The following is a 25,776-nucleotide window of genomic DNA, read 5'->3' as shown; positions in this document are numbered from 1 at the left end:
AGTCAGGGCGATATCAACGTTCCGTTACTTTGCCGTCCGCTACCTCCAGGCGGCGGGTCACGTGGACCGCGTCCAGCATGCGGCGGTCGTGGGTGACCAGGAGGAGCGTGCCCTCGTAGGCGTCCAGTGCGGACTCCAGCTGCTCGATGGCCGGTAGGTCCAGGTGGTTGGTCGGCTCGTCCAGTACGAGGAGGTTGACGCCCCTCCCCTGCAGCAGCGCCAGTCCGGCCCTCGTGCGCTCGCCCGGGGAGAGGCCGGCTGCCGGGCGCAGGACGTGGTGGGACTTCAGGCCGAACTTGGCCAGGAGGGTGCGGACCTCGGCCGGTTCGGTGTCCGGAACCGCCGCGCAGAACGCGTCGAGCAGGGCCTCCGGGCCGTGGAAGAGCTTGCGGGCCTGGTCGACCTCGCCGATCAGGACGCCGGAGCCGAGCGAGGCGTTGCCCGAGTCGAGCGGGACCCGGCCGAGCAGGGCGCCCAGCAGCGTGGACTTGCCGGCACCGTTGGCTCCCGTCACCGCGATCCGGTCCGCCCAGTCGATCTGGAGCGAGACCGGCCCGAGGGCGAAGTCGCCCCGCCGTACCTCGGCGTCCCGGAGCGTGGCGACCACGGACCCCGAGCGCGGTGCCGACGCGATCTCCATGCGCAGTTCCCACTCCTTGCGCGGCTCCTCGACGACGTCGAGGCGTTCGATCATGCGCTGGGTCTGGCGGGCCTTGGCGGCCTGCTTCTCGCTGGCCTCGGAGCGGAACTTGCGGCCGATCTTGTCGTTGTCGTTGTTCGCCTTGCGGCGGGCGTTCTTCACGCCCTTGTCCATCCAGGAGCGCTGCATCTGCGCCCGGTCCTGGAGTGCGGACCGCTTGTCGGCGTACTCCTCGAAGTCGTCGCGGGCGTGCCGGCGGGACACCTCCCGCTCCTCCAGGTAGGCCTCGTAGCCGCCGCCGTAGAGGGTGATCTGCTGCTGTGCGAGATCGAGTTCGAGGACCTTGGTGACGGTGCGGGTGAGGAACTCGCGGTCGTGGCTGACGACGACGGTGCCGGCGCGGAGGCCTTTCACAAACCGCTCCAGACGCTCCAGACCGTCCAGATCCAGGTCGTTGGTCGGCTCGTCGAGCAGGAAGACGTCGTAGCGGGAGAGGAGGAGGGAGGCGAGACCGGCCCTCGCCGCCTGGCCGCCGGACAGGGACGTCATCGGCAGGTCCAGGTCGACCGCCAGGCCCAGCGAGTCGGCGACCTCCTCGGCCCGCTCGTCGAGGTCGGCGCCGCCGAGGTCGAGCCAGCGCTCCAGGCTCGTCGCGTACGCGTCGTCCGCGCCCGGCGCCCCGTCCACCAGCGCCTGTGTCGCCTCGTCCATCACCCGCTGGGCCTCGGCGACGCCTGTGCGGCGGGCCAGGAAATCCCGTACGGTCTCGCCCGGCCGGCGTTCCGGCTCCTGGGGCAGATGGCCGACGCTCGCCGTCGGCGGGGACAGCCTGAGCTCGCCCTCCTCCGGCGTGGTGAGCCCGGCGAGCATCCTGAGCAGCGTGGACTTGCCCGCGCCGTTGGCTCCGACCAGGCCGATCACGTCTCCGGGCGCGACGACGAGGTCGAGCCCGGCGAACAGGGTGCGGTCGCCGTGGCCGGCGGCGAGGTTCTTGGCGACGAGGGTGGCAGTCATCAGGAGGTCGATCCTAATCGCCCGCCGAGGCCGGACGCGCCCCGGTTTCCGCGCACCACCCCGTGCCCCGCCGTCAGCGCTCCATCGCCTCCACCAGCACACTCCCCGAGCTCCGCGCCACCACGAAGGACTCCCCCTTCACCGCTTTCGCATCCAGGGAAATGCGATGGCGGCCGGCTTCCAGTACGCCGTCGAAGACCTCCTGGGCGTGGGTGCGGTAAAGGCGGTCGAGCCGGTACGCCGTGAGACGCACCCGGCACGGTGAGGTGACCTCGACGCCCGCCTCGCCGTCGGCGGTCACCAGGCGGGTGAGGCGGCGCTGTTCCACCGGCCTGCGGTCCAGGGCGTGCTCTATCTGCGCCACGAGGAGCGGGACGATCGGAGCGAGGCCGTCGACGTAGGCCACGTCGACGCCGGCGCGGTCGAAGGAGCGGCGTACGGCGGCACGTTCCTCCTCGGTGATCGCGCGGCCGAAGGCGACGGCGCCGTAGGCGCGCAGTTCGTCGGCGGGGACGTCGCCCACCTCCCGGGTGATGTCGGCGCCGATGCCGATGATGCGCAGGGCGGCGGCCAGTTTGGCCAGGACGGCTACACGGGCGCCGATCAGCAGGACCCTGCGGCGCGGGCTGTCGGCCTCCTCACCGAGAAGGGAGATGAGGGCCTCGCGGTACTCGGAGCCGTGGAAACGGAAGGGGCCGATGCCGTGGTAGCCGTTGAGCTCCAGATCGGCGTGTTCGTCGGTCTGCCAGGCGAAGTCCCGCCAGATGTAGTCGTCGCCGTCCCGCTCGATGGCGGCGGTGACGGCACCGCAGGCCAGGTCCTCGCACTCGGGGCAGCCGTAGATGACGTAACGGCCGCCCGGAAGCGGGGCGTCCGTCTCCATCAGCAGGCTGCGGACCTGCGCGGTGAAGATGGCGGGTGGGACGTCTGAGGCCAGTGGGGATACTGCGTCGAGGTCTGAGAGCTGGAAGAGCAACGGTCGTTCGTCGACGATGAAGTCCACGAAGTCCCGGTGTACCCGGAAGTCACCGTTGGCGAGGACTCCACCGGCACGCATCGCCGGTGCCAGGCCGAAGGTCGCGTATTCGGCAGACATGATGTGAGTATCCCCAGAGTGGGAGCGGTCTGAGCACGGCATGGCTCATTCCGCTAACGTCCCCGCGTGGACAGTGAGCTGAGCGGCGACGTCGTCGTGGTCGGGGGCGGGGTCATCGGGCTGACGACGGCCGTCGTTCTGGCCGAGCGGGGCCGGCGGGTACGGCTGTGGACACGGGATCCCGTCGAGCGGACCACCTCGTGGGTTGCGGGGGCGCTGTGGTGGCCGCACCGGATCGATCCGGTGGCGTCGGCCCGTGCGTGGGCGCTGCGGTCCCTTGACGTGTACGAGGAGTTGGCGGCGCAGCCCGACGTCACCGGCGTACGCATGGTCGAAGGGGTACTGGGCGAGGCCGATCTGGACGGCGCGATCGCGTGGGCGGGCGCCCGGGTGCCGGGGCTGCGGGCGGCGACGGCCGAGGAGTACGGAGGGACGGGCGTGTGGGCCCGGCTGCCGCTCATCGACATGTCGACCCATCTGCCGTGGCTGCGGGAGCGGTTCCTCGAGGCGGGCGGGTCGATCGAGGTGCGCACGGTGTCCGACCTCGCTCTGGTCGAGGCGCCGGTCGTGGTCAACTGCACGGGGCTCGGCGCCCGCGAGCTCGTGCCGGACGCGTCCGTGCGTCCGGTGCGCGGGCAGTTGGTCGTGGTGGAGAACCCCGGGATCCGTACGTGGCTCGTTTCGGCGGACGCCGACGGCAGGACGGCTTACTTCTTCCCGCAGCCGGGGCGGCTCCTGCTGGGCGGCACGGAGGATGAAGGCGAGTGGTCACGGGAGCCGGATCCGGCCGTGGCCGAGGCGATCGTACGGCGGTGTGCGGCGCTGCGGCCCGAGATCGCGGGGGCGCGGGTGCTGGAGCACCGGGTGGGGCTGCGGCCGGTGCGGGACTCGGTGCGGCTCGAGCGTGCACCGCTGCCGGACGGGCGGGTGTTGGTGCACAACTACGGTCACGGCGGTGGGGGCGTGACGGTGGCCTGGGGCTGTGCGGAGGAGGCGGCCGGGCTCGCCTCCCCCTGAACTCAGCTGCTCAGCCGTGGTCGTGGCCCAGCGGATCGCCTTCCGTCTCCGTACCGGCGCCCGGGCCGACCTTGATCTCGAAGTCGCCCTCGTACTTCTTGTGGCCCTCGATCACGGCGAGTCCGACGGCCTCGGAGCCCATCTCGCCGCGCACGATGACCGGGTCCTTGCGCAGGTCGCGCATGAGGGCGACGCACATGCCGATCATCACCAGGACGAAGGGCGCGGCGGCCAGGATCGTGAGGTTCTGCAGGCCGGTGAGCGCGTCGCCCTGGCCACTGCCGACGAGCAGCATGATGGCGGCGACGGCTCCGGTCACGATGCCCCAGAACACGACGACGAAGCGGCCGGGTTCGAGCGCGCCCTTCTGGGAGAGCGTGCCCATCACGATGGAGGCGGCGTCGGCTCCCGAGACGAAGAAGATGCCGACCAGGATCATCACGAGCAGGCTGGTGGCGGTGGCGACGGGAAACTCCTGGAGGACGCCGAAGAGTTGGCCCTCGGGGGTGTCCTCGCCGCCGAGCGCGCCGCCCTCCTTCAGCTTCATCGCGGTACCGCCGAAGACCGCGAACCAGACGAGGCTGACGGTGCTGGGTACGAGGATGACGCCGCCGACGAACTGCCGGATGGTGCGGCCGCGGCTGATGCGGGCGATGAACATGCCGACGAAGGGCGTCCAGGAGATCCACCAGGCCCAGTAGAAGACGGTCCAGCTGCCGAGCCAGGCCGCGACGCCCTCACCGCCGCTGGCCTCGGTGCGGCCGGCGAGCTGGGGCAGGTCGCCGAGGTAGGAGAAGATCGAGGTGGGCAGCAGGTCGAGGACGATGATCGTGGGGCCCGCGATGAACACGAACAGCGCGAGGATCAGCGCCAGCACCATGTTGATGTTGGACAGCCACTGGATGCCCCGCTCGATACCCGACACCGCCGAGGCGACGAAGGCCAGGGTCAGGACGGCGATGATGCTGACGAGCAGGCCGGTGCTCACGTCGTCCATCCAGTCCAGCTCCTGAAAGCCGGAGCCGATCTGGAGGGCACCGAGGCCCAGCGAGGCGGCGGAACCGAAGACGGTGGCGATGATCGCGAGGATGTCGATCACCCGGCCCGCGTTGCCGTTCGCGTGCTTCTCCCCGATGAGCGGGGTGAAGACCGCGCTGATGGTCTGGCGCCGGCGCTTGCGGAAGGTGCTGTAGGCGATGGCGAGGCCGACCACCGCGTAGATCGCCCAGGGGTGCAGCGTCCAGTGGAAGAGGGTGGTGGCCATCGCCGTTTCCATGCGTTCGGCGGAGTCGGCGGGGGTCGTGCCCGGGGGCGGGGTCGTGTAGTGCGAGAGCGGCTCGCTGACGCCGTAGAACATCAGGCCGATGCCCATGCCCGCGCTGAACATCATCGCGACCCAGGACACGGTCTTGAACTCGGGTTCCTCGCCCTCGGCTCCGAGGTGGATGCGGCCGTAGCGGCTGATCGCGAGCCACAGGGCGAAGACCACGAAACACGAGGCGGCCAGCATGAAGGCCCAGCCGCCGTTGTGGATCAGCCCGTTGAGCATCTTCGTGGAGACGTCCTCCAGCGAGTCCGTCGCCGCCCAGCCCCAGATCACGAAGGCCACGGTGATGGCGGCGGTGACGCCGAACACCACCCGGTCGGTCTCGTGGCCGAGAACGCCCGACGGGCCTTCCCGGCCGCCTCTCTTCTTCAGGTCTTCAGTCATCTGCGGCACCTTCCCCAGGGGCGGTGGATACGCCGGGTTTCACACAGTTCCCCAGGACCTACCACAGGTGCCGCAGATCTAGACCGATTCAACAGCCGGTGTCGGGCTCCCCGACCGTGAGGTGGTACGGAGCGCGTTCGTCGAGGAGCAGGGGGACGAGGGCGCGCAGGGGCTGACGGAGCGGGACGTACGTGCCCTTCGTCTTCACGCCGTGCAGGGCGAGCTCGTCCTTGACCTCCGTGTACTGGTCGGCGGTGAGCCGGTAGCCGCAGGGCGGGTCCTGGATCACCTCGGTCGGTTCGGCGGGGTCGTTGTCGGCGCCGCCGAGGTAGACGGGGCCGGTGTCGGCGTAGCCCTCGTGCCGGGCGGCGGTCGTCGCGGCCTCGACCTGGCCGCGACGCTCGTCGGCGAACCCGAACAGGCCTTTCAGCGCTGCCAGTTGGGAGTTCACCCGGCGCAGGTTGTTGGTTGCCTCGTCCGTGTCCGTCAGAGGATCGACGCGGCTCTCGATCAGCAGGCCCAGTGCGTGCTTCACGCCGGACATGTTCCGCAGGATGCGTTCCTGGCCGTCGCCGGCGACCTGTTTGATCGGGTCGCCGGTGACGGGGTCGGTCCAGATGCCGTACGTGCCGGTCGTGTACCCGGCGCTCTGCGCTGCGGGCCGTACGTACGCCTCGGACAGGGTCTCGGCCTCGTCGTGGACGGCCTCGTCCGTGTTGAGGTTGCGGGGCCAGAGGTCGAAGAGGTCCTTGTCGTAGTACAGGGGCGTGGGCGTGTATTCGTGCAAGTCGTAGATGACGTCGGGCTGTTGGTCGCGGATGACCGCCGCCATGGCCCGCGCCTCGGCCGTCTGCAGCGCGAGGTGGTCGCGGTTGATGTCGACGCCGTCGCTGTTGCCCCGTGTGTCGGCGGCGCGTCCGTCGGGGTTGGCGGTGGGCACGACGAGGACAGTGGTGCGGTCCAGGAAGCGCCGGGTCTGCGTGTCGTTCGCATACGCCAGGTCGCGGACCCTGGTGAGGCAGGCCTCGCGGCCGGAGGGTTCGTCGCCGTGCTGGCTGCACACGAGCAGCACCTTGTTCGGGGCGTTCCGCGTGCCGACCCGGACGAGTTGAAGCGGGCGGCCCTGCTTCGTCGTACCGATGCGGGCGACGGAGACGCGGTCGCTCGCCTCGTCGACGGCGGTCAGGAAGCCCTGCTCCTCCGTCTCACCGGTCCAGCGGGCGCCGTTCGACTCCTCGAAGCCGGTGCGGGGCGGGGCGTCGGCCGCCTGGGCCGGTACGGCGACCAGGGATGCGGCCAGGGCCGCCGTGGTCAGGGTGAGGGCTCGGATCACTCGGCTCCTCCCGGAACGCGCTGGACGGTCCGCGGTGCCGTCACGCCTTCGAGTGGCGTGGCCTCCGGTACGGCGGTCGCGGCGCCCTCGGTGGCGTACGCGAACGCCGACGCGCCACCGACCAGCGGGACGCGCGCGGACGTACGGGACAGGTCGATCTTCAGCGTGGGTGTGGTGGACGGCGGGTCGATCAGGTCCTTGTCCGTGCCCGCGACGATCAGGGCGAGGCGGTGACCGGCGGGGACGACGTGGTCGGTGGCGCCCAGGTCGAGGGTGATCGTGTACGCCTTGCCCGGGGTGAGCGGGACGCCCTTTCCGGGGTTGGCGTGGTTGCCGAGGTCGGCCCAACCGCGGCTGACGACCGTGTAGTCGACGGCGGCGGTCTTCGCCTGCGTCTCCTTGAAGCAGGCGCTGTCGCCCGTCGTGCTGACGCCCCAGCAGGTGCGGTCGGTGAGCGTGCTGATGCCCTCGCCGCTCGCGCCGTAGTCGCGGATGGTGTCGGGGCCGAGGTCCACGAGGACGGCGGACAGGTGGGCCGTCGAGGTGGTCGGGGTCGCGGTGACGGTGACCTTCGAGGAGCCGGACAGGCGCAGGTCCTTGGTGAGCGGGCCGGTGGCGAAGCCCGCCTTGTCGGGCGTGGAGGTGTCGATCTGCGCGGCCCAGTCGGTCTCGCTCAGCGCCGGGTTGTCGGTGAAGGTCTCGGTACCGGTGCCCTTGGCCAGGCCGAGGGTGCCGACGCCCTCCTGGGTGCCCTCGGCGGGGCGCAGGGTCGTGGTGGCCGTGCCGCGCGGCGGCCAGGACTTCGAGGTGACCCACTGGTCGGGGTGGCGCTCGATGTCGGCCATGGGCTCGCGGTCGATGCCGTTGTCGTAGCCGAGGAGTTCGTGATCGAACCAGCGGTGCAGGGTGTCGACCCAGGTGGCACGGCGGAAGTCGAAGGGGTCGACGTGGCCGGTCTGGGAGAGCCAGACCTTGCGCTCGACGCCGTTCCTGGCGAGCGCGTCCCACCACGGACCGACGTGCTGCATACGGACGTTGAGGTCCTGCATGCCGTGGATCAGGAAGACGCTCGCCTTGACCTTGCTCGCGTCCTTCACGTAGTCGCGCTCGGTCCACAGCGGGGTCCAGTCGCCGGTGCGGGGCGCCTGGTCGACGAGTTTCTGCTGGACGGCGGCGCACTTGGCGCGGGCGTCGGGGCTGTCGACGTAGTCGGAGAGCCAGTCGGGGCCGGAGTCGTAGAGCGGGGCGCCCTTGGAGAAGTAGTAGTCGTACCAGGTGGAGATGGCACTGATCGGGACGATGGTCTTCAGGCCCTTCACGCCGGTGGCGGCGACGCCGTTGGCTATGGTGCCGTCCCAGCTCTTGCCGATCATGCCGGTCTTGCCGTTGGTCCAGGTGGCTTTGGATCGTGTCGTGCCGCTGCGGGTCGTGTAGGCAGTGGCTCGGCCATTCAGCCAGTCGACCACTGCCTTCGCGGACTGGATGTCGGAGCGGCCGCCGACGTCCACGCAGCCGTCGGAGCGGTTGGTGCCGGCGAGGTCGACGCCGACGAAGGCGTAGCCGCGAGGCACGAAGTAGTTGTCGTAGAACAGCGGCATCTGGACGACGTTGCCGTTCGCGTCGTACGTCTTCAGTTGGCTCTCGTTGCCGCGGCCGCAGCACGAGTAGTACGGGCTGGCGTCCATGATGACCGGGACTTTGCGGCCCTGTTGGGCGGGTTCGCGGGGCCGGACGATGTCGACGGCGACGCGGTCTGTCTTTCCGTCGCTGTCGCCGTCGAGTCCGGTGTCCACCCAGACGGCTTCGCGGACGGCGTTCTCGTACGAGTAGACGGGTTGGCTCTCGCGCGGGGCGGCCTGTGCGGCCGCGGGCGTGAGGAACGTGGCCAGCAGGGCGGCTGTGGCCGCCGTCGCGAGTGGTCTCCAGATCGTGAAGCGCGTGCGTATCGACATGCGCGGACGGTAACGCGGTCAACTCCCGTACAAAAGAGGGCCGCTTGGGGCAGAGGGAGTGTGGCTGGAAAGGTGCGTGGGGCGCCTGATCGCCCATGACGGCCGAATGGCGATCGTGTGACAGGGGCGGCCGTGGACACGTGCGGGCTCACAGGGACTGAATAGGGTTCGAACAGACTTCGTGCCCCTACGACTTGGAGCTTTCGTGCACCGCAGAATCCTGGCACCCGGCGCACTCGCCGCCGCGTCCGTCCTGCTGGCGATCCCGGCGTCGGCCGCGAGCTACTCCCCCGGCGCACCGGGCATCGGCGACCCCTATTACCCGGCCTACGGCAATGGCGGATACGACGTCTCCCACTATGACCTGCGGCTGAAGTACCAGCCGGCCACGGACGAGTTGGAGGGCACGGCGACTCTGCTGGCCCGCACCACGCAGGACCTGTCCCGGTTCAACCTGGACTTCCTGCTGGACGTGAGCGAGGTGCGGGTGAACGGCGTGAAGGCGTCCTTCGCGACCTCGGGCGAGCACGAGCTGGAGATCACGCCGAAGACGCCGCTGGCCAAGGGTTCGGCCGTCACCGTCGTGGTGCGCTACAGCGGGGTGCCCTCGTCCGAGCAGGCGTACGGCTTCACGAGCTGGCACCGGACTCCGGACGGCGGTGTCGGGGCGAACGAGCCGGAGTCGGCCTGGTGGTGGTTCCCGAGCAACGACCATCCGCTCGACAAGGCGACGTACGACGTGTCCGTCCTTGTCCCGGACGGCAGTCAGGCCATCTCCAACGGCACGCTCCAGTCGACGAGTTCACGGCTGGGCTGGACCCGCTACAACTGGCGGTCCAACAAGCCGCAGGCCACGTACCTCGCGACGTTGGCCGTCGGCAAGTTCGACATCACCACCGGGACGACCGAGAGCGGGATTCCGGTCATCAACGCCTACAGCAAGGATCTCGGCGACAACGACGGTGCGGCGCGGGCGAGCGTCGAGCGGACCGGGGAGATCGCGGACTGGCTGAGCGGGTACTTCGGGCCGTATCCGTACAACGCGCTGGGCGGGTATGTGCCGAACACCGACACGGGGTACGCGCTGGAGACGCAGACCCGGCCCTTCTACAGCCCGCGGCAGTTCGCCAACGGGTCCAACGTCTCCGTCGTCGTGCACGAGCTGGCCCACCAGTGGTACGGAGACCTCGTGTCCGTCGCCGGATGGAAGGACATCTGGATCAACGAGGGCTTCGCGCGGTACGCGCAGTGGCTGTGGTCCGAGCACGAGGGTGAGGGTACGGCGCAGGAACTCGCCGACTACGTGTACGCCGCGCATCCGGCCGACGACGCGTTCTGGACGGTCGAGCCCGGGGATCCGGGGCCGGAGAACCAGTTCGACATCGCCGTCTACGACCGGGGTGCGCTGGCTCTGCAGGCGCTGCGGAACGAGATCGGGGACGCGGCGTTCTTCGCTGTTCTGAAGGGGTGGCCGGAGAAGTACGCGTACGGGAACGCGTCGGTGGCCGACTTCCAGAAGTACGCCGATGAGGTGTCGGGGCAGTCGCTGTCGGCGGTGTTCGACACGTGGCTGTTCCAGCCGTCGAAGCCGGCGGCTCCCGCGGCGCGGGGTGCGTCCATCGCGAAGGGGGTGGTTGCGCCGCCCGTGCAGCCGAGGTCGTGGAAGAAGATCGCCGCGACGAATGACGTGCACGAGCGCTGAGCGCGCCGCGGGTTGTGCCGCCTTGTGTTGTCGGGCGGCTGCGGGTGCGTCGTGGCTTGTCGCGCAGTTCCCCGCGCCCCTTAGGGGGTGGCAGTGCGCGTTAGTAGTTCGTTCAGGTCTATTGCGTCCGTCTCTGTCGACGGGATCGTGCAGGCGTGGGCGCCGGCCACCGCGCCGTACAGGGCGCACCGGTGCGGTGGTTCGCCGGTCAGCCGGCCGTAGAGGAATGCGGCCGCGAAGGCGTCGCCGGCGCCGTTGGTGTCCACCACGGGCTTCGGCGGCGCCACCGCCGGGACGCGGGTCAGCTCGCCGTCGGCCAGCAGGTACGCGCCCTTGGCTCCGTCGGTGGCGACGACCACCTCGGCTCTGCCCCGCTCGGTGATGTGGCGCATGGTCCGCTCGGGGTCGGTCAGGGCGGTCGCGGAGAGGAAGACGACGTCGGCTGTGTACGCGAAGGGCTCGTGGTACGGGTTCTCGCCGTCCCAGTCGTGCAGGTCGGTGGAGATGGTGACACCCGTCTCGCGCAGGGTGGGCAGGGCGTGGGCGCACGGGTGAGTGATCGAGACGTGGACGTGACGGCTCGCCTCGGCCAGGGTCCAGACGGTCTGCTCCGGCAGTCTGTCCTCGGCGTGGGCGCGGCTGGTGTCGTACAGGGACAGGCGCCGGCCGTCGGGGCCTACGAGGTTCACCGCGCGCTTGGTCCCCGCGGGCTGGGGCACGGCAGTGAGCTCGATGCCCCGGTCCCGGTGCAGGGCGCGGACCAGGTCGCCCTCGGGGTCATCGCCGAGCAGGTCGAGGTGGTGGGTGCGCAGGCCAAGGGCGCTCAGGCCTACGGCGACGAAGTCCCCGGTCTGTCCGGCGCGGGTGCGGATGCCGGAGTCGATCATGTAGCTGTCGGCGTACGGCAGCGGCAACTCAGGCACGTACACGATGGTGTCGACGCCTGCGCCGCCCAGTACCAGGACATCGGTGTCCTTGCTCAACTCCGGGCCTCCCCGTGGTCGTAGACCGTGACGGCGATGCCCTGCTTCGCCAACCGCTCGATGATCAACGGCTCGACGCGGGACCACTTGCCCCCGGCCAGACCGCACCCTATCCGCGGCAGGTGCACGGACGCGTCGAGTTCGACCGCTTTCTCCGCCAGCCCTCCCAGTGCTGTGTCGATCGCCTCATAGCGAACCGGGACGCCCCTGCTCCCGGTCCGGATGCCGCGCTGGCCGACCATGTTGGCCACCCACACGTAGGGCTCGACCTGGACGAACTGGACCGCGCCCAGCCCGAAGTCGTTCGACGCGCGGGCGCGGTGCCAGGCGCGGTACGCCTTCTCCGGCTCCGGCCAGCGCCGCGATATCGCCAGGACGAAGCCCTTCCCCCACCCCCCGATGTCGTTGCAGACATGGGCGATCAGCTTGACGCCCTTCACCGACGGAACGGTGGCGTCACCCCGGATGTACAAGATCCCCGACATGACACCACCGTAGAGGCCCCCACTGACAGTGGCCCCTGGTGTCACACCACCGGTGTGACAGCGATACTGCTGCACATGACGACCGAACCCACCGACATCGGGGAGCCGACCCTCACGATCGACGAGCTGGCCGCGCGGGCGGGGGTCACGGTCCGTACGGTCCGTTTCTACGGGACCAGGGGGCTGCTGCCGCCGCCGGTGATCGGTGCGCGGCGCGTGGGGCACTACGGCGGGGAGCACCTGGCGCGGCTGGCGCTGATCGAGGAGCTGCAGCACCAGGGGATGACGCTGGCGGCGATCGAGCGGTACATGCAGCAGCTGCCGGCGGATCTGAGCGCGCACGGCCTCGCCATCCACCAGGCCGTGGTGGCCTCCTGGGCGCCCGACGTTGTGGAGACGGTGTCGCGGGAGGAGCTCGGGCGGCGGGCGGGGCGGGTCCTGAGCGACGACGAGATCGAGCGGCTCGCCGCGATGACCGTGGTCACGGGGGACGGGGATGCGTATCGCGTCGACCTGGGGCTGCTCCGGCTGGGCGTGCGGCTGCTCGACGTACCGCTGTCGCAGGAGGCGATCCTCGCCTCGCGGAAGGTCCTCATCGAGCACTCGCGGGCCGCCGCCCACGAGTTGGCGGAGCTCTTCCGGGGCGAGGTCTCCGAACGCGACGCTCAGGACGTGAAGTCCCTGTCCGCGCACATGGAACCCCTGGTCGTGCAGGCCCTGTTGACGACCTTTCAGCGGTCGCTCAAGGAAGAACTGCGGGAGTGGACCTCAGACCCTCAGAGGTAGGCGGATCCGCCTGACACGTTGAGGGTCTGGCCGGTCAGGAAGCCGCTTGCCTCGTCCACCACATAGAGGAGCGTCGAGACCAGGTCGGCCGGCTCCTGGATCCTCGCCACGGCCTGCCCGTCGCGTACGGCCTCGAAGCCGCCGTCCGCGCCGACCGTCCGCTCGGCCGTGGCGGTGCGGACCATGCTGGGCGCGATCGCGTTGACCGTGATGTCGTACGGGGCCAGCGCCGAGGCCAGGGCGCGGGTGAAGCCGATCAGGCCCATCTTCGAGGCGACGTACGGGACCATCGTGGGGGGCGCGGTGAACACGGCCGCCGAGGCGATGTTGACGATCCGGCCCCAGCCGGCCGCCTTCAGATACGGCAGGGCAGCCCGGGTCACCAGGAACGGCGCCTCCAGGTTGACGCGCATGACCCGGCGCCAGTCCTCAACTGTCGTCTCCTCGAAGGGTTTCGCGGGGTACACGCCCGCGTTGTTCACGACGACGTGCAGCGCGCCGAACTGGTCGATGACGCGCTCCAACCCCTCCTCGACGGTGGCGGCGTCGCTGACGTCTCCGACCAACTCCACGTAGTCCAGGATCATTCCGGCGGTCCCCGGCTGGGGGATGAGATCGAGGCCGGCGACCCGGTAGCCGCGCCCGGCGAGCGCGACGGCGAACTCCTGCCCGAGGCCCTGTGCCGCTCCGGTCACCAGGGCGGTACGCGTCTCCATGCGCCGAGTGTGCTGACCGGTCAGCCGCTCGGCAAGGGCCCATTTCACTCGCTGGAACGCCCTTGTTGCTGTCCGGGGCCGTGGGGCCGACGCTGCGGGCGACCCCAAGTCAGGTCCCAGCTGCTGTCGTACCGGAGCCGTGCCCGATGACCGAGACCGAGCGTGCCGTGGACGACGCCGAGCGCGCCCGCGATCAGGGTGGCGGGCCGCGCCGGTGGCGGCCGTTGCCGCGCCGGCTGGTACGGGACGAGCTCGGCGTACTGATCGTGCTGGGGCTGCTGATCGCCGGGATCGGCATCCCGTACCCGGACTTCCTCGACACCGACAACCTGCTGTCCACCGCCCACAACTCCGTCTACATCTCGCTGATGGCCTGCGGGATGGTCTTCGCGCTCGCCATGCGCGAGGTCGATCTGTCGGTGGGCGGCACGTACGCGATGTGTCTGGTCGTCGGGGCGTTGGTGGTCCGGGACGGGACGACGCCCTGGCTGGCGGTGCCGGTGATGCTGGTCACCGGCATCGCCCTGGGGGTGTTCAACGCGCTGGTCACGACGCTGCTCGCGCTGCCGTCGTTCATCGTGACGCTGGGCACGCTGATGCTCTACCGGGGTGTCGGGCTCGCGCTCGCGGACGGCAAGCAGATCACGGACCTGCCGCTGAACGACTCGTTCTTCACCTTCGCGGGCGGGGATCCCGGCGGCGTGCCGTTCGCGCTGTGGGTGCTGCTCACGGTGGTGGCCGTGCTGGCGGTGGTGCTCGCCCGCACCCGTTTCGGCGCTCGGGTGCGGGCGATCGGCTCCAATCCGGACGCCGCCGCCTTCAGCGGCATCCCGGTGGTCCGCACCCGCATCCAGGCCCTGGGCCTGTCCGGGCTGACCACGGCGTGCGCCGCCGCGCTGGCCCTCGCCTTCTACGGCGCCGGCGACCCGACGCTGGGACAGGGCTACGAACTCCAGGCCATCGCCGCCTGCATCATCGGCGGCACCCCGCTGGCCGGGGGACGCGGCTCGGTCGTCGGCGCGGTGGCCGGGGCAATGATCCTTTCGGTCGTCGCCGCCGGGCTCGTGTTCTTCGAAATACCCATCAACTGGACGTCGTTCGCGACCGGCGGGGTCATCCTCGTCGCCGTCGCGGCCGACAGCGTGCTGCGGCGGACCGGACGCCGCCGTGACAAGTGAACGCCCCGACAAGCCTGAGCAGTGACCCAGCCCAACCCCCCGCGCGCGAAGCCCCCGATCCACCCCCGTGAGCCGCTCCTTGGAGGCCGTGATGCACCGCCGAATGCTGACGCTGCCCGCCGCGCTGGTCCTGCTGACCGCCGTCGCGTGCGGGGAGAGCGCCTCCAGTGGCAAGGGCGGCGGTGAGCTCAACATGGGCATCGCCGTGGCCAACATCTCGCTCAACTTCGCCCACGAGATGGTGCTCGGTGCCGAGAGCGCCGCGAGCCACGCGGGAGACGTGAACTTCAAGGCCGTCGGCCCGCCCAACACGGACGGGCCCGCCGAGGTGCAGCTCTTCCAGAACCTCACCACCCGCGCCAAGGACGGCATCGTCCTGGAGAACCTCGACCCGCCGATCTTCACCCGCCCCGCCGCCCAGGCCGTGGACAAGGGCATCCCGATCGTCGCCCTGGACACCTCCCCCACCGACGGCAGCAAGGTCACCTTCTACGTCGGCAACGACAACTACGCGCTGGGCGAGTTGATGGCGAAGGAGGCACTGAAGAAGCTGGGCGACGACCCGAAGGGCGAGGTCGCCATCGGGGTGCCCAACCCCGGGACGCCGGTGCTGGACAACCGGGCGAAGGGCATCGCCGACACGTTCGAGAAGGAGGCGCCGAACGTCAAGATCGTCGGCCCCTTCCAGACGTACAGCGATCCCGGTCAGAACTACAGCTCCTGGTCCTCACAGGTCAACGCGCACCCGAACGCGCTCGCCTTCCTCGGTGTCGGCGACGCCGACAGCTACAACCTCGCCAAGATCAAGAAGGCGAAGAACGGCAAGTGGCTGACCGCCGGCTTCGACGTCGACCCGAAGACGCTCGACGCGGTCAAGGACGGCTCGAACTTCGTCACCATCGACCCGCAGCACTTCCTCAAGGGCTATTTGTCCACGGCGATGCTGATCGAGTCGGTGCGCGAGAAGGACGGCAAGCTGCCCGACGGGTGGTTCCTGTCTCCCGGCGGGGTCGTCGACTCCTCCAACATCGACGAGATCATCACCCGGCAGAAGTCCGCGAAGGCGGCGTACGACTGGTACAAGCCGACGATCGACAAGCTCCTCGGCGACCAGGAAGGGCAGATGCATCCCCTGAAGGACGCGCGCTGAGATGACGTACGGCGACATCCTCGTGGCACAGGGCCTGGTCAAGTCGTACGGCGGCGTCCGGGCTCTGGACGGGGCGGGTATCCGGCTGCGCGGCGGTGAGGTGCACGCCCTGGTCGGCGAGAACGGCGCGGGCAAGTCGACGCTGGTGAGGATCCTGTCCGGGGCGCTGGCGGCCGACGAGGGGGCGGTGCGGCTGGCCAAGGACACCCGGATCGCCGCCGTGTCCCAGGAGTTGAGCCTGTTCCCCGACCTCACCGTGCGGGAGAACCTCTTCCCGCACCAGCCGCCGCGCCGCCTCGGCCTGCTCGACCGGGGCGCCATGGATCGAGCGGCCCGGCCGGTCCTCGCCGAACTGGGCCTGGACGCCGACCTCGGTATGGAGCTCGGTGAACTCACCCTCGCCGACCAGCAGTTGACCGAGATCGCCCGGGCCGTGCTGCGCCGGCCCCGGCTGCTGATCCTCGACGAGCCCACCTCGGCGCTCCCGGCCGCCGCCGTGGACCGTCTCGAACGGGTCCTGCACACCCTCACCGGGCGGGGCATCGCCGTCCTGTACGTCACCCACTTCCTGGAGGAGGTGATGCGCTTCGCGCAGCGCGTGACCGTCCTGCGGGACGGGCAGGTCGCGCTGGCCGGGGTGCGCCGACAGGAGGTCGACGTGCCCGAGCTGGTGTCGGCGATGCTGGGCGGCCGCCCCGAGCAGCCGCCACGTCGGTCGCGCACCGTGGTCGATCTGCCGCCGCCGGTGGTGCTGTCCGAGGTGAGCGTGCCGGGGAAGCTCGCGGACGTGACCTTCACCGTACGGGCCGGTGAGGTCGTCGGGGTCGCCGGACTCCAAGGGGCCGGGCATCTCAGCGCGTTGGAGGTGGTGTGCGGGCGTACGGCGGTCTCGGCGGGCCGGGTGGACATCGGCGGCCACGGCCGGCCGCACTCGCTGCGGGACGCGGTCCGGGCGGGCGTCGCCTTCGTGCCGAGCGACCGGAAACGGTACGGGCTGATGGTGGACCGTACGGTGTGGGAGAACACCACCGCGGTGAGCTGGCTGGCGCTGGGGCGGGGCGGGTTCGTGCCCTCGCGGTCCGAACTTGTGCGGCGCACCGTCGATCTGACGGAGCGTCTGCGGCTGCGCGGAGGGCCGTACGACCTGGTGGCCCGGCTGTCCGGCGGCAACCAGCAGAAGGTCGTCTTCGCGAAGTGGCTCGCGACCGAGCCGAGGATCGTGGTCCTGGACGATCCGACGCGGGGCGTCGACGTCGGCGTGCGAGGCGAAATGCACCGTATCGTCGGGGAGTTGGCGGCGGGCGGTGCGGCCGTGCTGATCGCGTCGACCGACCTCGCCGAGCTGACGGAGGTGTGCGACCGGGTGCTGGTGTTCGTCCGCGGGCGGCTCACCGGTGAGGTGCACGGGGAGCGGCTCACGGAGCATGCGCTGGCCGTGGCGATGCAGCAGGGAACATCCGCATCGGGTTAGGCCGACAGCGTCCGGGTCAGTGCCCTCGCCACCGCGCACAACCGCGCCCCGATCCGGTCCACGTCGAGGCGGCGGGTGCCGCCGGTGACGGAGATCGCGGCGATCGGGCGGGAGTCGCGGCCGTGGGCGTAGATGGGCGCGGCGACGGCCGAGACGCCGATCTCGGCCTCCTCCAGGTTGACTCCGTAGCCACGGGCCCGGGTCAGGGCGAGATCGCGGGCGAGCTGGCCGGGCAGGACCATGGTGCGCGGGGTCAGCCGGGGCAGCGCGCGGCGCGGGAGGCAGGGGTCCAGGGCCAGGAAGACCTTGCCGGTCGCGGTGCAGTGGGCGGGCAGCCGGCCGCCGGTGCGGGAGACGATCGGGGTGGCGCGGCGACCGGTGACCTTCTCCAGGAAGAGGGTGTCGGTGCCGTCCGGGACGGCCAGGTGCACGTTCTCGTGCGTCGCCTCGTGCAGGTCGCCGAGGTACGGCAGTGCGGCGTCCCGCAGTTCGCGCACGGCGGGCGCCGACTGGCCCAGCACGAACAGCCCGAGCCCTATGCGGTAGCTGCCCTCCGGGGTGCGCTCGACCAGGCCGAGACGGACCAGTTCGCCGATCAGGCGGTGTGCGGTGGGTTTGGGCAGCCCGGTGCGCAGGGCCAGTTCGGCAAGGCTGAGCGTCGTCTCGGCGTCGCCGCAGACGCGCAGCAGCGCCACCCCGCGGGCGAGCACCGACTTCGGCAGCGGACCGTCCTTCATGGACCGATGGTCGGGGTCGACGGGTGGGGGTGACAAGATGCGCGTTGCTGTGAGTCTGCGATGCCGGATCGGTGCGTCGCCTATGCGCGAACGGGTACGTCGACCAGCAGCGGCCCTGTCAATTGCCCTGCCCCGGCCACCAGTTCGCGCAAGTGGTCCGCGCTCTCGGCCCGAACCGCGTCGACCCCGAAGAACCGGGCCGCCTGTGTGAAGTCCAGCGGCCCCAGTTCGGTGCCGGGGCACACACCCAGGCCGCCCATCGTCTCGTAGGTGTCCTGGAGCGTGCGGTAGACGCCGTTGTTCATCACCACGAACAGCACGGGGGCCGACTGCCGTGCGGCGCTCCACAGTCCCTGCAGGCCGAACAGCGTGCAGCCGTCGCCCAGGACGGCGACGACCGGCCGCCCCGGTTCGGCGAGCGCGCGTCCGACGGCCGCGCCGATCCCCCAGCCCAGGCCGCCGCCGACGGTGTGGGTGTAGCTGCCGGGGCGGTCGAGCCGAACGAGACGGCGCAGCAACAGGCCCACGGTGATGGCCTCTTCGACGACCACGGTGTTCGGCGGGAGGCCGCGGGCCACGGCGTGTGCGGCGGCCCAGGGGGCGAGGGGTGCCGGGGAGTAGGCGGCGCGGGCCGCGGACTCGGCGCGGTCGCGCTCGGCCGCGTGGTGTTCACCGGCACGCAGGATGCGGCCCTTGGCGGTGTGGGCGGGGACCTGTTCGCGCAGCAGGTCGGCGAGGCGGTGCAGGGACGGGCCGAGCGCGCCCACGAGTCCGGCGTCGGCGGCGAAGTTACGGCCGATCTCGTCCGGGTCCGAGTCGAGCTGGACGACGGTGAGGCCGGGGGGCAGAGGGGGGCCGGGGCTGTAGTGGTGGGGGGTGAAGGCGTGCGCGCCGGCGATCAGCACGGTGTCGTACGGGCTGAGCGCGGCCCGGATGGCGTCGTGGCGCGGGGGCAGCGCCCCGGCGTACAGGGGGTGGGTGGTCGGGAAGTCGAGGCAGTCGGCCATCGGCTGGTGGTGGACGTGCGCACCGCAGGCCTCCGCCGCGCGCACTAGCGCGCCGAACGCGTCCTCGCGGCCCACGCCGTCACCGGCGACGATCGCGGGGCGGGCGGCGGCACCGAGGAGAACGGCCGCACGTTCCAGGCCCGGGGCCGGGCCGAGCGGGGGCGTGGAGGTGCGAGGCGGGACCTCCACCTCCGTGTCCTCCGTGAGCAGGTCCATGGGGACGGAGAGGAACACGGGGCCGGCGGGCGGCCGTAGCGCCAGGGCGAAGGCGCGGCGCAGGGCGAGCGGGAGGTCGCGGGCGTGCTGGATGTCGTACGTCGCCTTCACCGCGGACGCCGCGAGGCCGACGAGGTCGCCCGAGAGCATGGGGTCCTGCTGGAGGTGGCGGCGGTCCTGCTGCCCTGCCGTCACGACGAGCGGGGTGCGGGAGCGGCGGGCGTTGAGGAGGCCGATCAGGCCGTTGGCGAGGCCCGCGGCGACGTGCAGGCTGACGAAGGCGGGGCGGCCGGTGCCGCGGGCGTAGCCGTCGGCCATGGAGACGACGGCACCCTCGTGGACGCCGAGGACGTACTCGGGGGCGTCGTCGGCGTCCTGCAGCGCGGCCAGGAAGGGCAGTTCCGTGGTGCCGGGGTTGCCGAAGATCCGGTCCACGCCCTCGCCGCGGAGGATGTCCAGGACGGCGAGGGCGGGACGGTGACCCATGGGGGCTCCTCGGTGGGGCGGGGACCGGTTCGCGGGTCAGCGTCTGCGTTCCGTCCCCCGGGGAGCAAGCGCGTCGTGTCGCTCAGCGGTACGGGGCGCGTACGGCGGTTTTTCGCCCCCGCCGCCCCTTCCCGTCCCGTCCCTGGGGGCTGCCGCCCCCAGACCCCCCGCTTCGGCCTGAACGGCCTCGTCCTCAAACGCCGGACGGGCTGAAATCAGCCCCTCCGGCGTTTGAGGAGCGGGGGTTTGGGGGCGGAGCCCCCAAGGTCGGGAACGGGTAAGGGCGGCGGGGGCGAAACCCACCCCACCCGCACCCCCGTCACGCGTCCCCGAACCGCTCCCCCTTCTCCGCCTTCTCCACCAGCAGCGCGGGCGGCGTGAACCGCTCCCCGTACCGCTCGGCGAGCTCACGCGCGCGTGCCACGAATCCGGGCAGGCCACCCTCGTAGCCGTTGATGTACTGCAGCACGCCACCCGTCCAGCCCGGGAAGCCGATGCCGAAGATCGAGCCGATGTTGGCGTCGGCGACGGACGTCAGGACCCCCTCCTCGACGAGCTTGACCGTGTCGAGCGCCTCGGAGAAGAGCATGCGTTCCTGCATGTCCCGGAAGGGGATCTCCGCGCCCTCACGGGTGAAGTGCTCCCGCAGGCCCGGCCACAGCCTCGCCCGCTTGCCGTCCTCGCCGTACTCGTAGAAGCCCGCGCCTCCGCTGCGGCCCGGCCGGCCGAACTCGTCGACCATGCGGTCGATGACGGCCTCGGCGGGGTGGGACACCCAGGTGCCGCCCGATTCCTCCACCGCCCGCTTCGACTCGTTGCGGATCTTGCGCGGGAGCGTCAGCGTCAGTTCGTCCATCAGGGACAGCACCTTGGCCGGGTAGCCCGCCTGGGCCGCCGCCTGTTCGATCGACGCGGGCTCGATGCCCTCGCCGACCATCGCGACGCCCTCGTTGATGAAGTGGCCGATGACACGGGAGGTGAAGAAGCCGCGCGAGTCGTTCACCACGATCGGCGTCTTCTTGATCTGCCGCACCAGGTCGAAGGCGCGGGCCAGCGCCTCGTCCCCCGTCCGCTCGCCCTTGATGATCTCGACGAGCGGCATCTTGTCGACGGGCGAGAAGAAGTGCAGTCCGATGAAGTCGCCCTGGCGCTCCACGCCCTCGGCGAGCGCGGTGATCGGCAGCGTCGAGGTGTTCGAGCACAGCAGCGCGTCCGGCTCGACGATGTGCTGGATCTCCTGGAAGACCTTGTGCTTGAGCGACGTGTCCTCGAAGACGGCCTCGATGACCGCGTCACAGCCGGCCAGGTCCTGGGGGTCGGCCGTCGGCGTGATGCGGGCCAGCAGCGCGTCCGCCTTCTCCTGGGTCGTACGGCCCCGGGAGACGGCCTTCGCGCACAGCTTCTCGGAGTAGCCCTTGCCCTTGGCGGCCGCCTCCGCCGACACGTCCTTCAGGACGACCTCGATGCCCGCGCGGGCGCACGAGTACGCGATGCCCGCGCCCATCATCCCGGCACCGAGCACGGCGACCTTGCGGACCGGCCGCGGTTCGATGCCCTTGGGGCGGTTGGCACCGGAGTTGACGGCCTGGAGGTCGAAGAAGAACGCCTGGATCATGTTCTTCGAGGTCTGGCCCGCCGCCAGCTCCACGAAGTACCGCCCCTCGATGACCTGCGCGGTCTCGAAGTCGACCTGGGAGCCCTCGACGGCGGCCGCGAGGATGTTGCGCGGGGCCGGGTAGGGGGCGCCGCCCGTCTGCTTGCGCAGGGTGGCGGGGAAGGCGGGCAGGTTCGCCGCGAACTTCGGGTTGGCGGGCGTGCCGCCGGGGATCCGGTAGCCCGGCTTGTCCCAGGGCTGCTGGGACTCGGGGTTGGCCTCGATGAAGGCGCGGGCCTTGGCCAGCAACTCCTCCTGTGTGGCGGCCACTTCGTGGACGAGGCCGTTCTGCAGGGCGCGCTGCGGGGTGTACTGGGCGCCCTGGAGAAGCACCTTCAGCAGGGCGTCGGCGATGCCGAGCAGGCGTACGGTGCGGGCGACGCCGCCGCCTCCGGGGAGCAGGCCGAGGGTGACCTCGGGGCAGCCGATCTTGGAGCCGGGTGCGTCGAGGGCGATGCGGTGGTGGCAGGCGAGGGCGATCTCGTAACCGCCGCCCAGGGCCGCGCCGTTCATCGCCGCGACGACCGGCTTGCCCAGCGTCTCGATGCGGCGCAGGTTGCGCTTGATGGCCATGCCGCCGTCGAACAGCTCCTGGGCGGTCTCGGGGGTGACCCGGATGAGGTCGCGCAGGTCACCGCCGGCGAAGAAGGTCTTCTTGGCGGAGGTGAAGATGATGCCGCGGATGGAGTCCTTCTCGGCCTCCAGGCGGTCGGTGATCACGGCGAGGGAGTCGCGGAACGCCTGGTTCATGGTGTTCGCGGACTGGTTCGGGTCGTCGAGGACGAGGGTGACGACGCCGGTGCGGTCCTGTTCCCAGCGGATGGTGGTGCTCTGCGTCATGGCGGGGGTCTCCGTAGAAGTCTCTTGAAAGCCGCTGGAATTCAGATGCGTTCGACGATCGTGGCGATGCCCATGCCGCCACCGACGCACAGCGTGGCGAGGCCGTACCGCTTGTCCTGGCGCTCGAGTTCGTCGACGAGCGTGCCGAGGATCATCGCGCCGGTGGCGCCGAGCGGGTGGCCGAGGGCGATCGCGCCGCCGTTGACGTTGACCTTGTCCAGGGACAGGCCCATGTCCCGCACGAAGCGCAGGACGACCGCGGCGAAGGCCTCGTTGATCTCGACGAGGTCGATGTCGTCGATGGTCAGCCCGGCCTTGGCGAGCGCCTTGCGGGTGGCGGGCGCGGGACCGGTGAGCATGATGGTGGGCTCCGAGCCGGAGACGGCGGCCGACACGATCCGCGCGCGCGGGCGCAGGCCGTAGCGCTCACCGACCTCCTGCGAGCCGATCGCGACCAGCGAGGCGCCGTCCACGATGCCGGAGGAGTTGCCCGCGTGGTGGACGTGGTCGATCTTCTCGACCCAGTGGTACGTCTGCAGCGCGACGGCGTCGAAGCCGCCCAGGTCGCCGATGTCCGCGAAGGACGGCTTGAGCTTGGCCAGGGAGTCGGCCGTCGTGCCCGGGCGCATGTACTCGTCGTGGTCGAGGACCACGAGGCCGCTGCGGTCCTTCACCGGCACGAGGGACCGCTCGAAGCGGCCCTCCTTCCAGGCGGTGGCCGCCCGCTCCTGCGAGAGGGCCGCGTACTCGTCGACGTCACGCCGCGTGAAGCCCTCGATGGTGGCGATGAGGTCGGCGCCGATGCCCTGCGGCACGAAGTTGACCGCGAGGTTGGTCATCGGGTCGTTGAACCAGGCGCCGCCGTCCGAGGCCATCGGCACCCGGGACATGGACTCGACGCCGCCCGCGAGGACGAGGTCCTCCCAGCCCGAACGCACCTTGGCGGCAGCCATGTTGACGGCCTCCAGGCCCGAGGCACAGAAGCGGTTCTCCTGCACACCCGCGACCGTGTCGGGCAGCCCGGCGGCGACGGCCGCGGTGCGGGCGATGTCGGAGCCCTGGTCGCCGACCGGGCCGACGACGCCGAGCACGACGTCGTCGATCGCCGCCGGGTCGAGGTCGGGAAAGCGGGCGCGGATCTCGTGGAGGAGTCCGACGACCAGGTCGATGGGCTTGGTGCCGTGCAGGGCGCCGTTCGCCTTGCCGCGGCCGCGCGGGGTGCGGATCGCGTCGTACACATACGCTTCGGTGCTCACTGGAAAGCCTTTCGGGGTGAGGGTCAGCCCAACAGGGAACGGCCGATGATCTCCTTCATGATCTCGGTCGTCCCGCCGTAGATGGTCTGGATACGGCCGTCCGTGAAGGCCCGGGCGATGGGGTACTCGGTCATGTAGCCGTAGCCGCCGTGCAGTTGGAGGCAGCGGTCGGCGACCCGCTTCTGCAGCTCGGTGGCCCACCACTTGGCCATGGAGGCGTGCACGGCGTCGAGTTGCCCGTTCGAGTGATCCTCGATGCAGCGGTCGAGGAACGTACGGGTGACGGCGCACTCGGTGGCCATCTCGGCTATCTCGAACCGGATGTGCTGCTTGGTGGCCAGCGGCCGGCCGAAGGCCTCACGTTCCTTGACGTACTCCGTGGTGATCTCCAGGAGGTGTTCCGCGGCGGCGATCGCGGAGACGGCGATGCTCAGGCGCTCCTGGGCGAGGTTCGTCATCAGGTGGACGAAGGCGCCGTTGAGCTCGCCGAGGAGGTTCTCCTTGGGCACGCGGACGTCGTGGAAGAACAACTCTGCCGTGTCCTGGGCCTTCTGGCCGATCTTGTCGAGGTTACGGCCGCGCTCGAAACCGTCCGCGCCGCGCTCCACGACCAGCAGGGACAGTCCGCGGGCACCGCCCTCCGGAGTCGTCTTCGCCACCACGACCACCAGGTCGGCGAGGATGCCGTTGGAGATGAACGTCTTGGAGCCGTTCAGCAGCCAGTGGTCGCCCTTGTCCTCGGCGTGCGTCCGGATGCCCTGCAGGTCGGAGCCCGCGCCGGGTTCGGTCATCGCGATGGCGGTGATCAGCGTGCCGTCGCAGAAGCCGGGCAGCCAGCGCCGCTTCTGCTCCTCGGTGGCCAGGCCGGTCAGATACGGGCCGATGATGTCGTTGTGCAGGCCGAGCGCAAGCCCGGGGGCACCCGCGCGCGTGAACTCCTCGGCGAGTACGGCGCTGTAGCGGAAGTCGGGGGTGCCGCCCCCGCCGTACTCCTCGGGCACGGCGAGCCCGAGCAGGCCCTGCTTGCCGGCCGCGCGCCAGGCGTCGCGGGAGACGATGCCGTCCTTCTCCCACTGCTCGTAGTACGGCAGGACCTCCCTGGCCAGGAAGGCGCGGACCGTCTCGCGGAACGCGTCGTGCTCGGGGGCGAAGATCTGCCGCTTCATTCGTGGCCCTTCAGTTCGTGGCCCTTCAGGAGGTCGGGTACGTCCCAGTCGTGCGCGACGCCTTCGGTGTCCGCGCCGGGTCGGGCCGGGCCGGTGCGGATCTCCGTCGGCGTCCCGGAGAAGCGGGGCGCGGGGGCGGGCTGGGTGATGCCGCCGTGGTCGGTGAAGGTGCCGCGGGCGGCGAGGTGCGGGTGGTGCGGGGCCTCCCGCAGGGACAGCACGGGCGCCACGCACGCGTCGGTGCCCTCGAAGACCGTCGTCCACTCGTCCCTGGTGCGGGACTTGAAGCGGGCCGTCACCGCCTCACGCAGTTCGCCCCAGCGGGTCCAGTCCTTGCGGGACTCGGAGTGGTCCGGGACACCGAGAAGGGTCACGAACTCGTCGTAGAACTGCGGTTCCAGGGCGCCCACCGCCATGTACTTCCCGTCGGCGGTCTCGTATGTGCCGTAGTAGGGGCAGCCGCCGTCCAGGAGGTTGGCGCCGCGCCGGTCCTGCCAGCCGCCGGCGGCGACCATGCCGTGGATCATCGCGGTGAGGTGGGCGGTGCCGTCGACGATGGCGGTGTCGACGACCTGGCCGACGCCGGTCGCGCGCGCGTGGTGGAGGGCGGCGAGGACGCCGACGACCAGGTAGAGGGAGCCGCCCGCGTAGTCGCCGAGCAGGTTGGCGGGTACGCCGGGTGGCCGGTCAGGCTCGCCGATCATGCCGAGGGTGCCGGTGAGCGCGATGTAGGCGATGTCGTGCCCCGCACGGTCGGCCAGCGGCCCTTCCTGGCCCCAACCGGTCATCCGGCCGTAGACGAGCCGCGGGTTGCGCGCGTGGCAGTCCTCGGGGCCGACGCCCAGGCGTTCGGCGACTCCGGGGCGGTTGCCCTCGACGAGGATGTCGGCGCGGGCGGCGAGGTCGAGGACGCGGGCGGGACCGTCGGCGGCCTTCAGGTCGATGATCACCGAGCGCTTGTTGCGGTTGGTGACGTCGTAGGCGGGGTCGATCGAGAGTCCCGAGCCGCCGGGCCGGTCGACGCGGACCACGTCGGCGCCCAGGTCGGCGAGGAGCATGGCGGCGAACGGGCCGGGCCCGATGCCGGCCAGCTCGACCACGCGTACGCCGGCGAGCGGGCCGTGCCCTGGCGCCTTTGCCGTTGTCATCCAGCCCCCATTGGCGTGACACAACTGATGTA

The 25,776-nt window shown here is 70.8% G+C and carries 20 protein-coding genes; 6 read left to right on the top strand and 14 right to left on the bottom strand.

Annotation, left to right across the window (positions count from 1 at the left end; translation table 11 throughout):
• Positions 1 to 13: 13 nt before the first annotated feature.
• Together IG08_RS0113390 and IG08_RS0113385 are read right to left on the bottom strand one after the other, a co-directional pair.
• Positions 14 to 1,654: an ABC-F family ATP-binding cassette domain-containing protein gene (locus tag IG08_RS0113390; RefSeq protein ID WP_030600467.1), complete on the bottom strand. Its 1,641-nt coding sequence runs from the start codon at positions 1,652 to 1,654 to the stop codon at positions 14 to 16.
• A 73-nt stretch (positions 1,655 to 1,727) separates the two neighbouring features.
• Positions 1,728 to 2,750, bottom strand: coding sequence for a hypothetical protein (locus IG08_RS0113385; RefSeq protein ID WP_030600464.1), 1,023 nt, complete (start codon positions 2,748 to 2,750; stop codon positions 1,728 to 1,730).
• A 66-nt stretch (positions 2,751 to 2,816) separates the two neighbouring features.
• Between IG08_RS0113385 and IG08_RS0113380 the strand changes: the two genes are divergently transcribed.
• Positions 2,817 to 3,767, top strand: a complete 951-nt coding sequence (locus IG08_RS0113380) for an FAD-dependent oxidoreductase (protein WP_030600462.1) — start codon at positions 2,817 to 2,819, stop codon at positions 3,765 to 3,767.
• A gap of 10 nt (positions 3,768 to 3,777) precedes the next feature.
• Here IG08_RS0113380 and IG08_RS0113375 read toward each other — a convergent pair whose 3' ends face one another.
• From IG08_RS0113375 to IG08_RS0113365, 3 genes are all read right to left on the bottom strand, one after another.
• On the bottom strand, positions 3,778 to 5,478 hold the full coding sequence (locus IG08_RS0113375; protein ID WP_030600460.1) for a BCCT family transporter: 1,701 nt from the start codon (positions 5,476 to 5,478) through the stop codon (positions 3,778 to 3,780).
• Between the two features lie 88 nt (positions 5,479 to 5,566).
• Complete coding sequence (locus IG08_RS0113370; RefSeq protein ID WP_030600458.1) at positions 5,567 to 6,811, bottom strand: M14 family metallopeptidase; 1,245 nt, start codon at positions 6,809 to 6,811, stop codon at positions 5,567 to 5,569.
• Positions 6,808 to 8,763: a Xaa-Pro dipeptidyl-peptidase gene (locus tag IG08_RS0113365; protein WP_030600456.1), complete on the bottom strand. Its 1,956-nt coding sequence runs from the start codon at positions 8,761 to 8,763 to the stop codon at positions 6,808 to 6,810. The genes IG08_RS0113370 and IG08_RS0113365 overlap by 4 nt, the downstream gene beginning before the upstream one ends.
• A gap of 205 nt (positions 8,764 to 8,968) precedes the next feature.
• Between IG08_RS0113365 and IG08_RS0113360 the strand changes: the two genes are divergently transcribed.
• On the top strand, positions 8,969 to 10,465 hold the full coding sequence (locus IG08_RS0113360) for a M1 family metallopeptidase (protein WP_030600454.1): 1,497 nt from the start codon (positions 8,969 to 8,971) through the stop codon (positions 10,463 to 10,465).
• An 80-nt stretch (positions 10,466 to 10,545) separates the two neighbouring features.
• On the opposite strand, the gene IG08_RS0113355 is transcribed toward IG08_RS0113360, so the two are convergent.
• Both IG08_RS0113355 and IG08_RS0113350 read right to left on the bottom strand, forming a co-directional pair.
• A complete protein-coding gene (locus IG08_RS0113355; protein WP_030600452.1) occupies positions 10,546 to 11,448 on the bottom strand; it encodes an adenosine kinase in 903 nt (300 codons plus the stop codon).
• On the bottom strand, positions 11,445 to 11,933 hold the full coding sequence (locus tag IG08_RS0113350; RefSeq protein ID WP_030600450.1) for a macro domain-containing protein: 489 nt from the start codon (positions 11,931 to 11,933) through the stop codon (positions 11,445 to 11,447). Before IG08_RS0113350 ends, IG08_RS0113355 begins: the two co-directional genes overlap by 4 nt.
• 75 nt (positions 11,934 to 12,008) lie before the next feature.
• Between IG08_RS0113350 and IG08_RS0113345 the strand changes: the two genes are divergently transcribed.
• Complete coding sequence (locus IG08_RS0113345; protein WP_030600447.1) at positions 12,009 to 12,719, top strand: MerR family transcriptional regulator; 711 nt, start codon at positions 12,009 to 12,011, stop codon at positions 12,717 to 12,719.
• Here the strand turns inward: IG08_RS0113345 and IG08_RS0113340 are convergent.
• On the bottom strand, positions 12,710 to 13,435 hold the full coding sequence (locus IG08_RS0113340; RefSeq protein ID WP_030600445.1) for an SDR family NAD(P)-dependent oxidoreductase: 726 nt from the start codon (positions 13,433 to 13,435) through the stop codon (positions 12,710 to 12,712). The two genes, IG08_RS0113345 and IG08_RS0113340, sit on opposite strands and share 10 nt — an antisense overlap.
• Before the next feature lie 146 nt (positions 13,436 to 13,581).
• Between IG08_RS0113340 and IG08_RS0113335 the strand changes: the two genes are divergently transcribed.
• The 3 genes from IG08_RS0113335 to IG08_RS0113325 all read left to right on the top strand — a co-directional run bounded on the left by IG08_RS0113335 (position 13,582) and on the right by IG08_RS0113325 (position 17,234).
• Complete coding sequence (locus tag IG08_RS0113335) at positions 13,582 to 14,613, top strand: ABC transporter permease (RefSeq protein ID WP_030600443.1); 1,032 nt, start codon at positions 13,582 to 13,584, stop codon at positions 14,611 to 14,613.
• 91 nt (positions 14,614 to 14,704) lie between these two features.
• Positions 14,705 to 15,763 carry a sugar ABC transporter substrate-binding protein gene (locus IG08_RS0113330; protein ID WP_030600441.1) on the top strand — a complete coding sequence of 353 codons (1,059 nt, stop codon included), beginning with the start codon at positions 14,705 to 14,707 and terminating at the stop codon, positions 15,761 to 15,763.
• A gap of 1 nt (position 15,764) precedes the next feature.
• Positions 15,765 to 17,234 carry a sugar ABC transporter ATP-binding protein gene (locus tag IG08_RS0113325; RefSeq protein WP_030600439.1) on the top strand — a complete coding sequence of 490 codons (1,470 nt, stop codon included), beginning with the start codon at positions 15,765 to 15,767 and terminating at the stop codon, positions 17,232 to 17,234.
• Here the strand turns inward: IG08_RS0113325 and IG08_RS0113320 are convergent.
• From IG08_RS0113320 to IG08_RS0113295, 6 genes are all read right to left on the bottom strand, one after another.
• Positions 17,231 to 17,971, bottom strand: coding sequence for an IclR family transcriptional regulator (locus tag IG08_RS0113320; protein WP_030600437.1), 741 nt, complete (start codon positions 17,969 to 17,971; stop codon positions 17,231 to 17,233). The genes IG08_RS0113325 and IG08_RS0113320 overlap by 4 nt on opposite strands.
• Positions 17,972 to 18,051: 80 nt before the next feature.
• Positions 18,052 to 19,680, bottom strand: a complete 1,629-nt coding sequence (locus tag IG08_RS0113315; protein WP_043454171.1) for a thiamine pyrophosphate-binding protein — start codon at positions 19,678 to 19,680, stop codon at positions 18,052 to 18,054.
• Between the two features lie 319 nt (positions 19,681 to 19,999).
• Positions 20,000 to 22,174 (bottom strand): 3-hydroxyacyl-CoA dehydrogenase NAD-binding domain-containing protein, encoded by a 2,175-nt coding sequence (locus tag IG08_RS0113310; protein WP_030600433.1) that lies wholly within the window; start codon positions 22,172 to 22,174, stop codon positions 20,000 to 20,002.
• Between the two features lie 41 nt (positions 22,175 to 22,215).
• Positions 22,216 to 23,430 (bottom strand): acetyl-CoA C-acetyltransferase, encoded by a 1,215-nt coding sequence (locus tag IG08_RS0113305; protein ID WP_030600431.1) that lies wholly within the window; start codon positions 23,428 to 23,430, stop codon positions 22,216 to 22,218.
• Positions 23,431 to 23,453: 23 nt separating this feature from the next.
• Positions 23,454 to 24,596: an acyl-CoA dehydrogenase family protein gene (locus IG08_RS0113300; RefSeq protein ID WP_030600429.1), complete on the bottom strand. Its 1,143-nt coding sequence runs from the start codon at positions 24,594 to 24,596 to the stop codon at positions 23,454 to 23,456.
• Positions 24,593 to 25,744: a CaiB/BaiF CoA transferase family protein gene (locus IG08_RS0113295; protein WP_030600428.1), complete on the bottom strand. Its 1,152-nt coding sequence runs from the start codon at positions 25,742 to 25,744 to the stop codon at positions 24,593 to 24,595. The genes IG08_RS0113300 and IG08_RS0113295 overlap by 4 nt, the downstream gene beginning before the upstream one ends.
• Positions 25,745 to 25,776 lie beyond the last annotated feature (32 nt).

Origin of the sequence: Streptomyces fulvoviolaceus, from assembly GCF_000718165.1 — a bacterium.
Classification (GTDB): Bacteria; Actinomycetota; Actinomycetes; order Streptomycetales; family Streptomycetaceae; genus Streptomyces; species Streptomyces fulvoviolaceus.
Note: the sequence above shows the minus strand (reverse complement) of the source record. Positions and strands in the feature narration are given on the sequence as shown.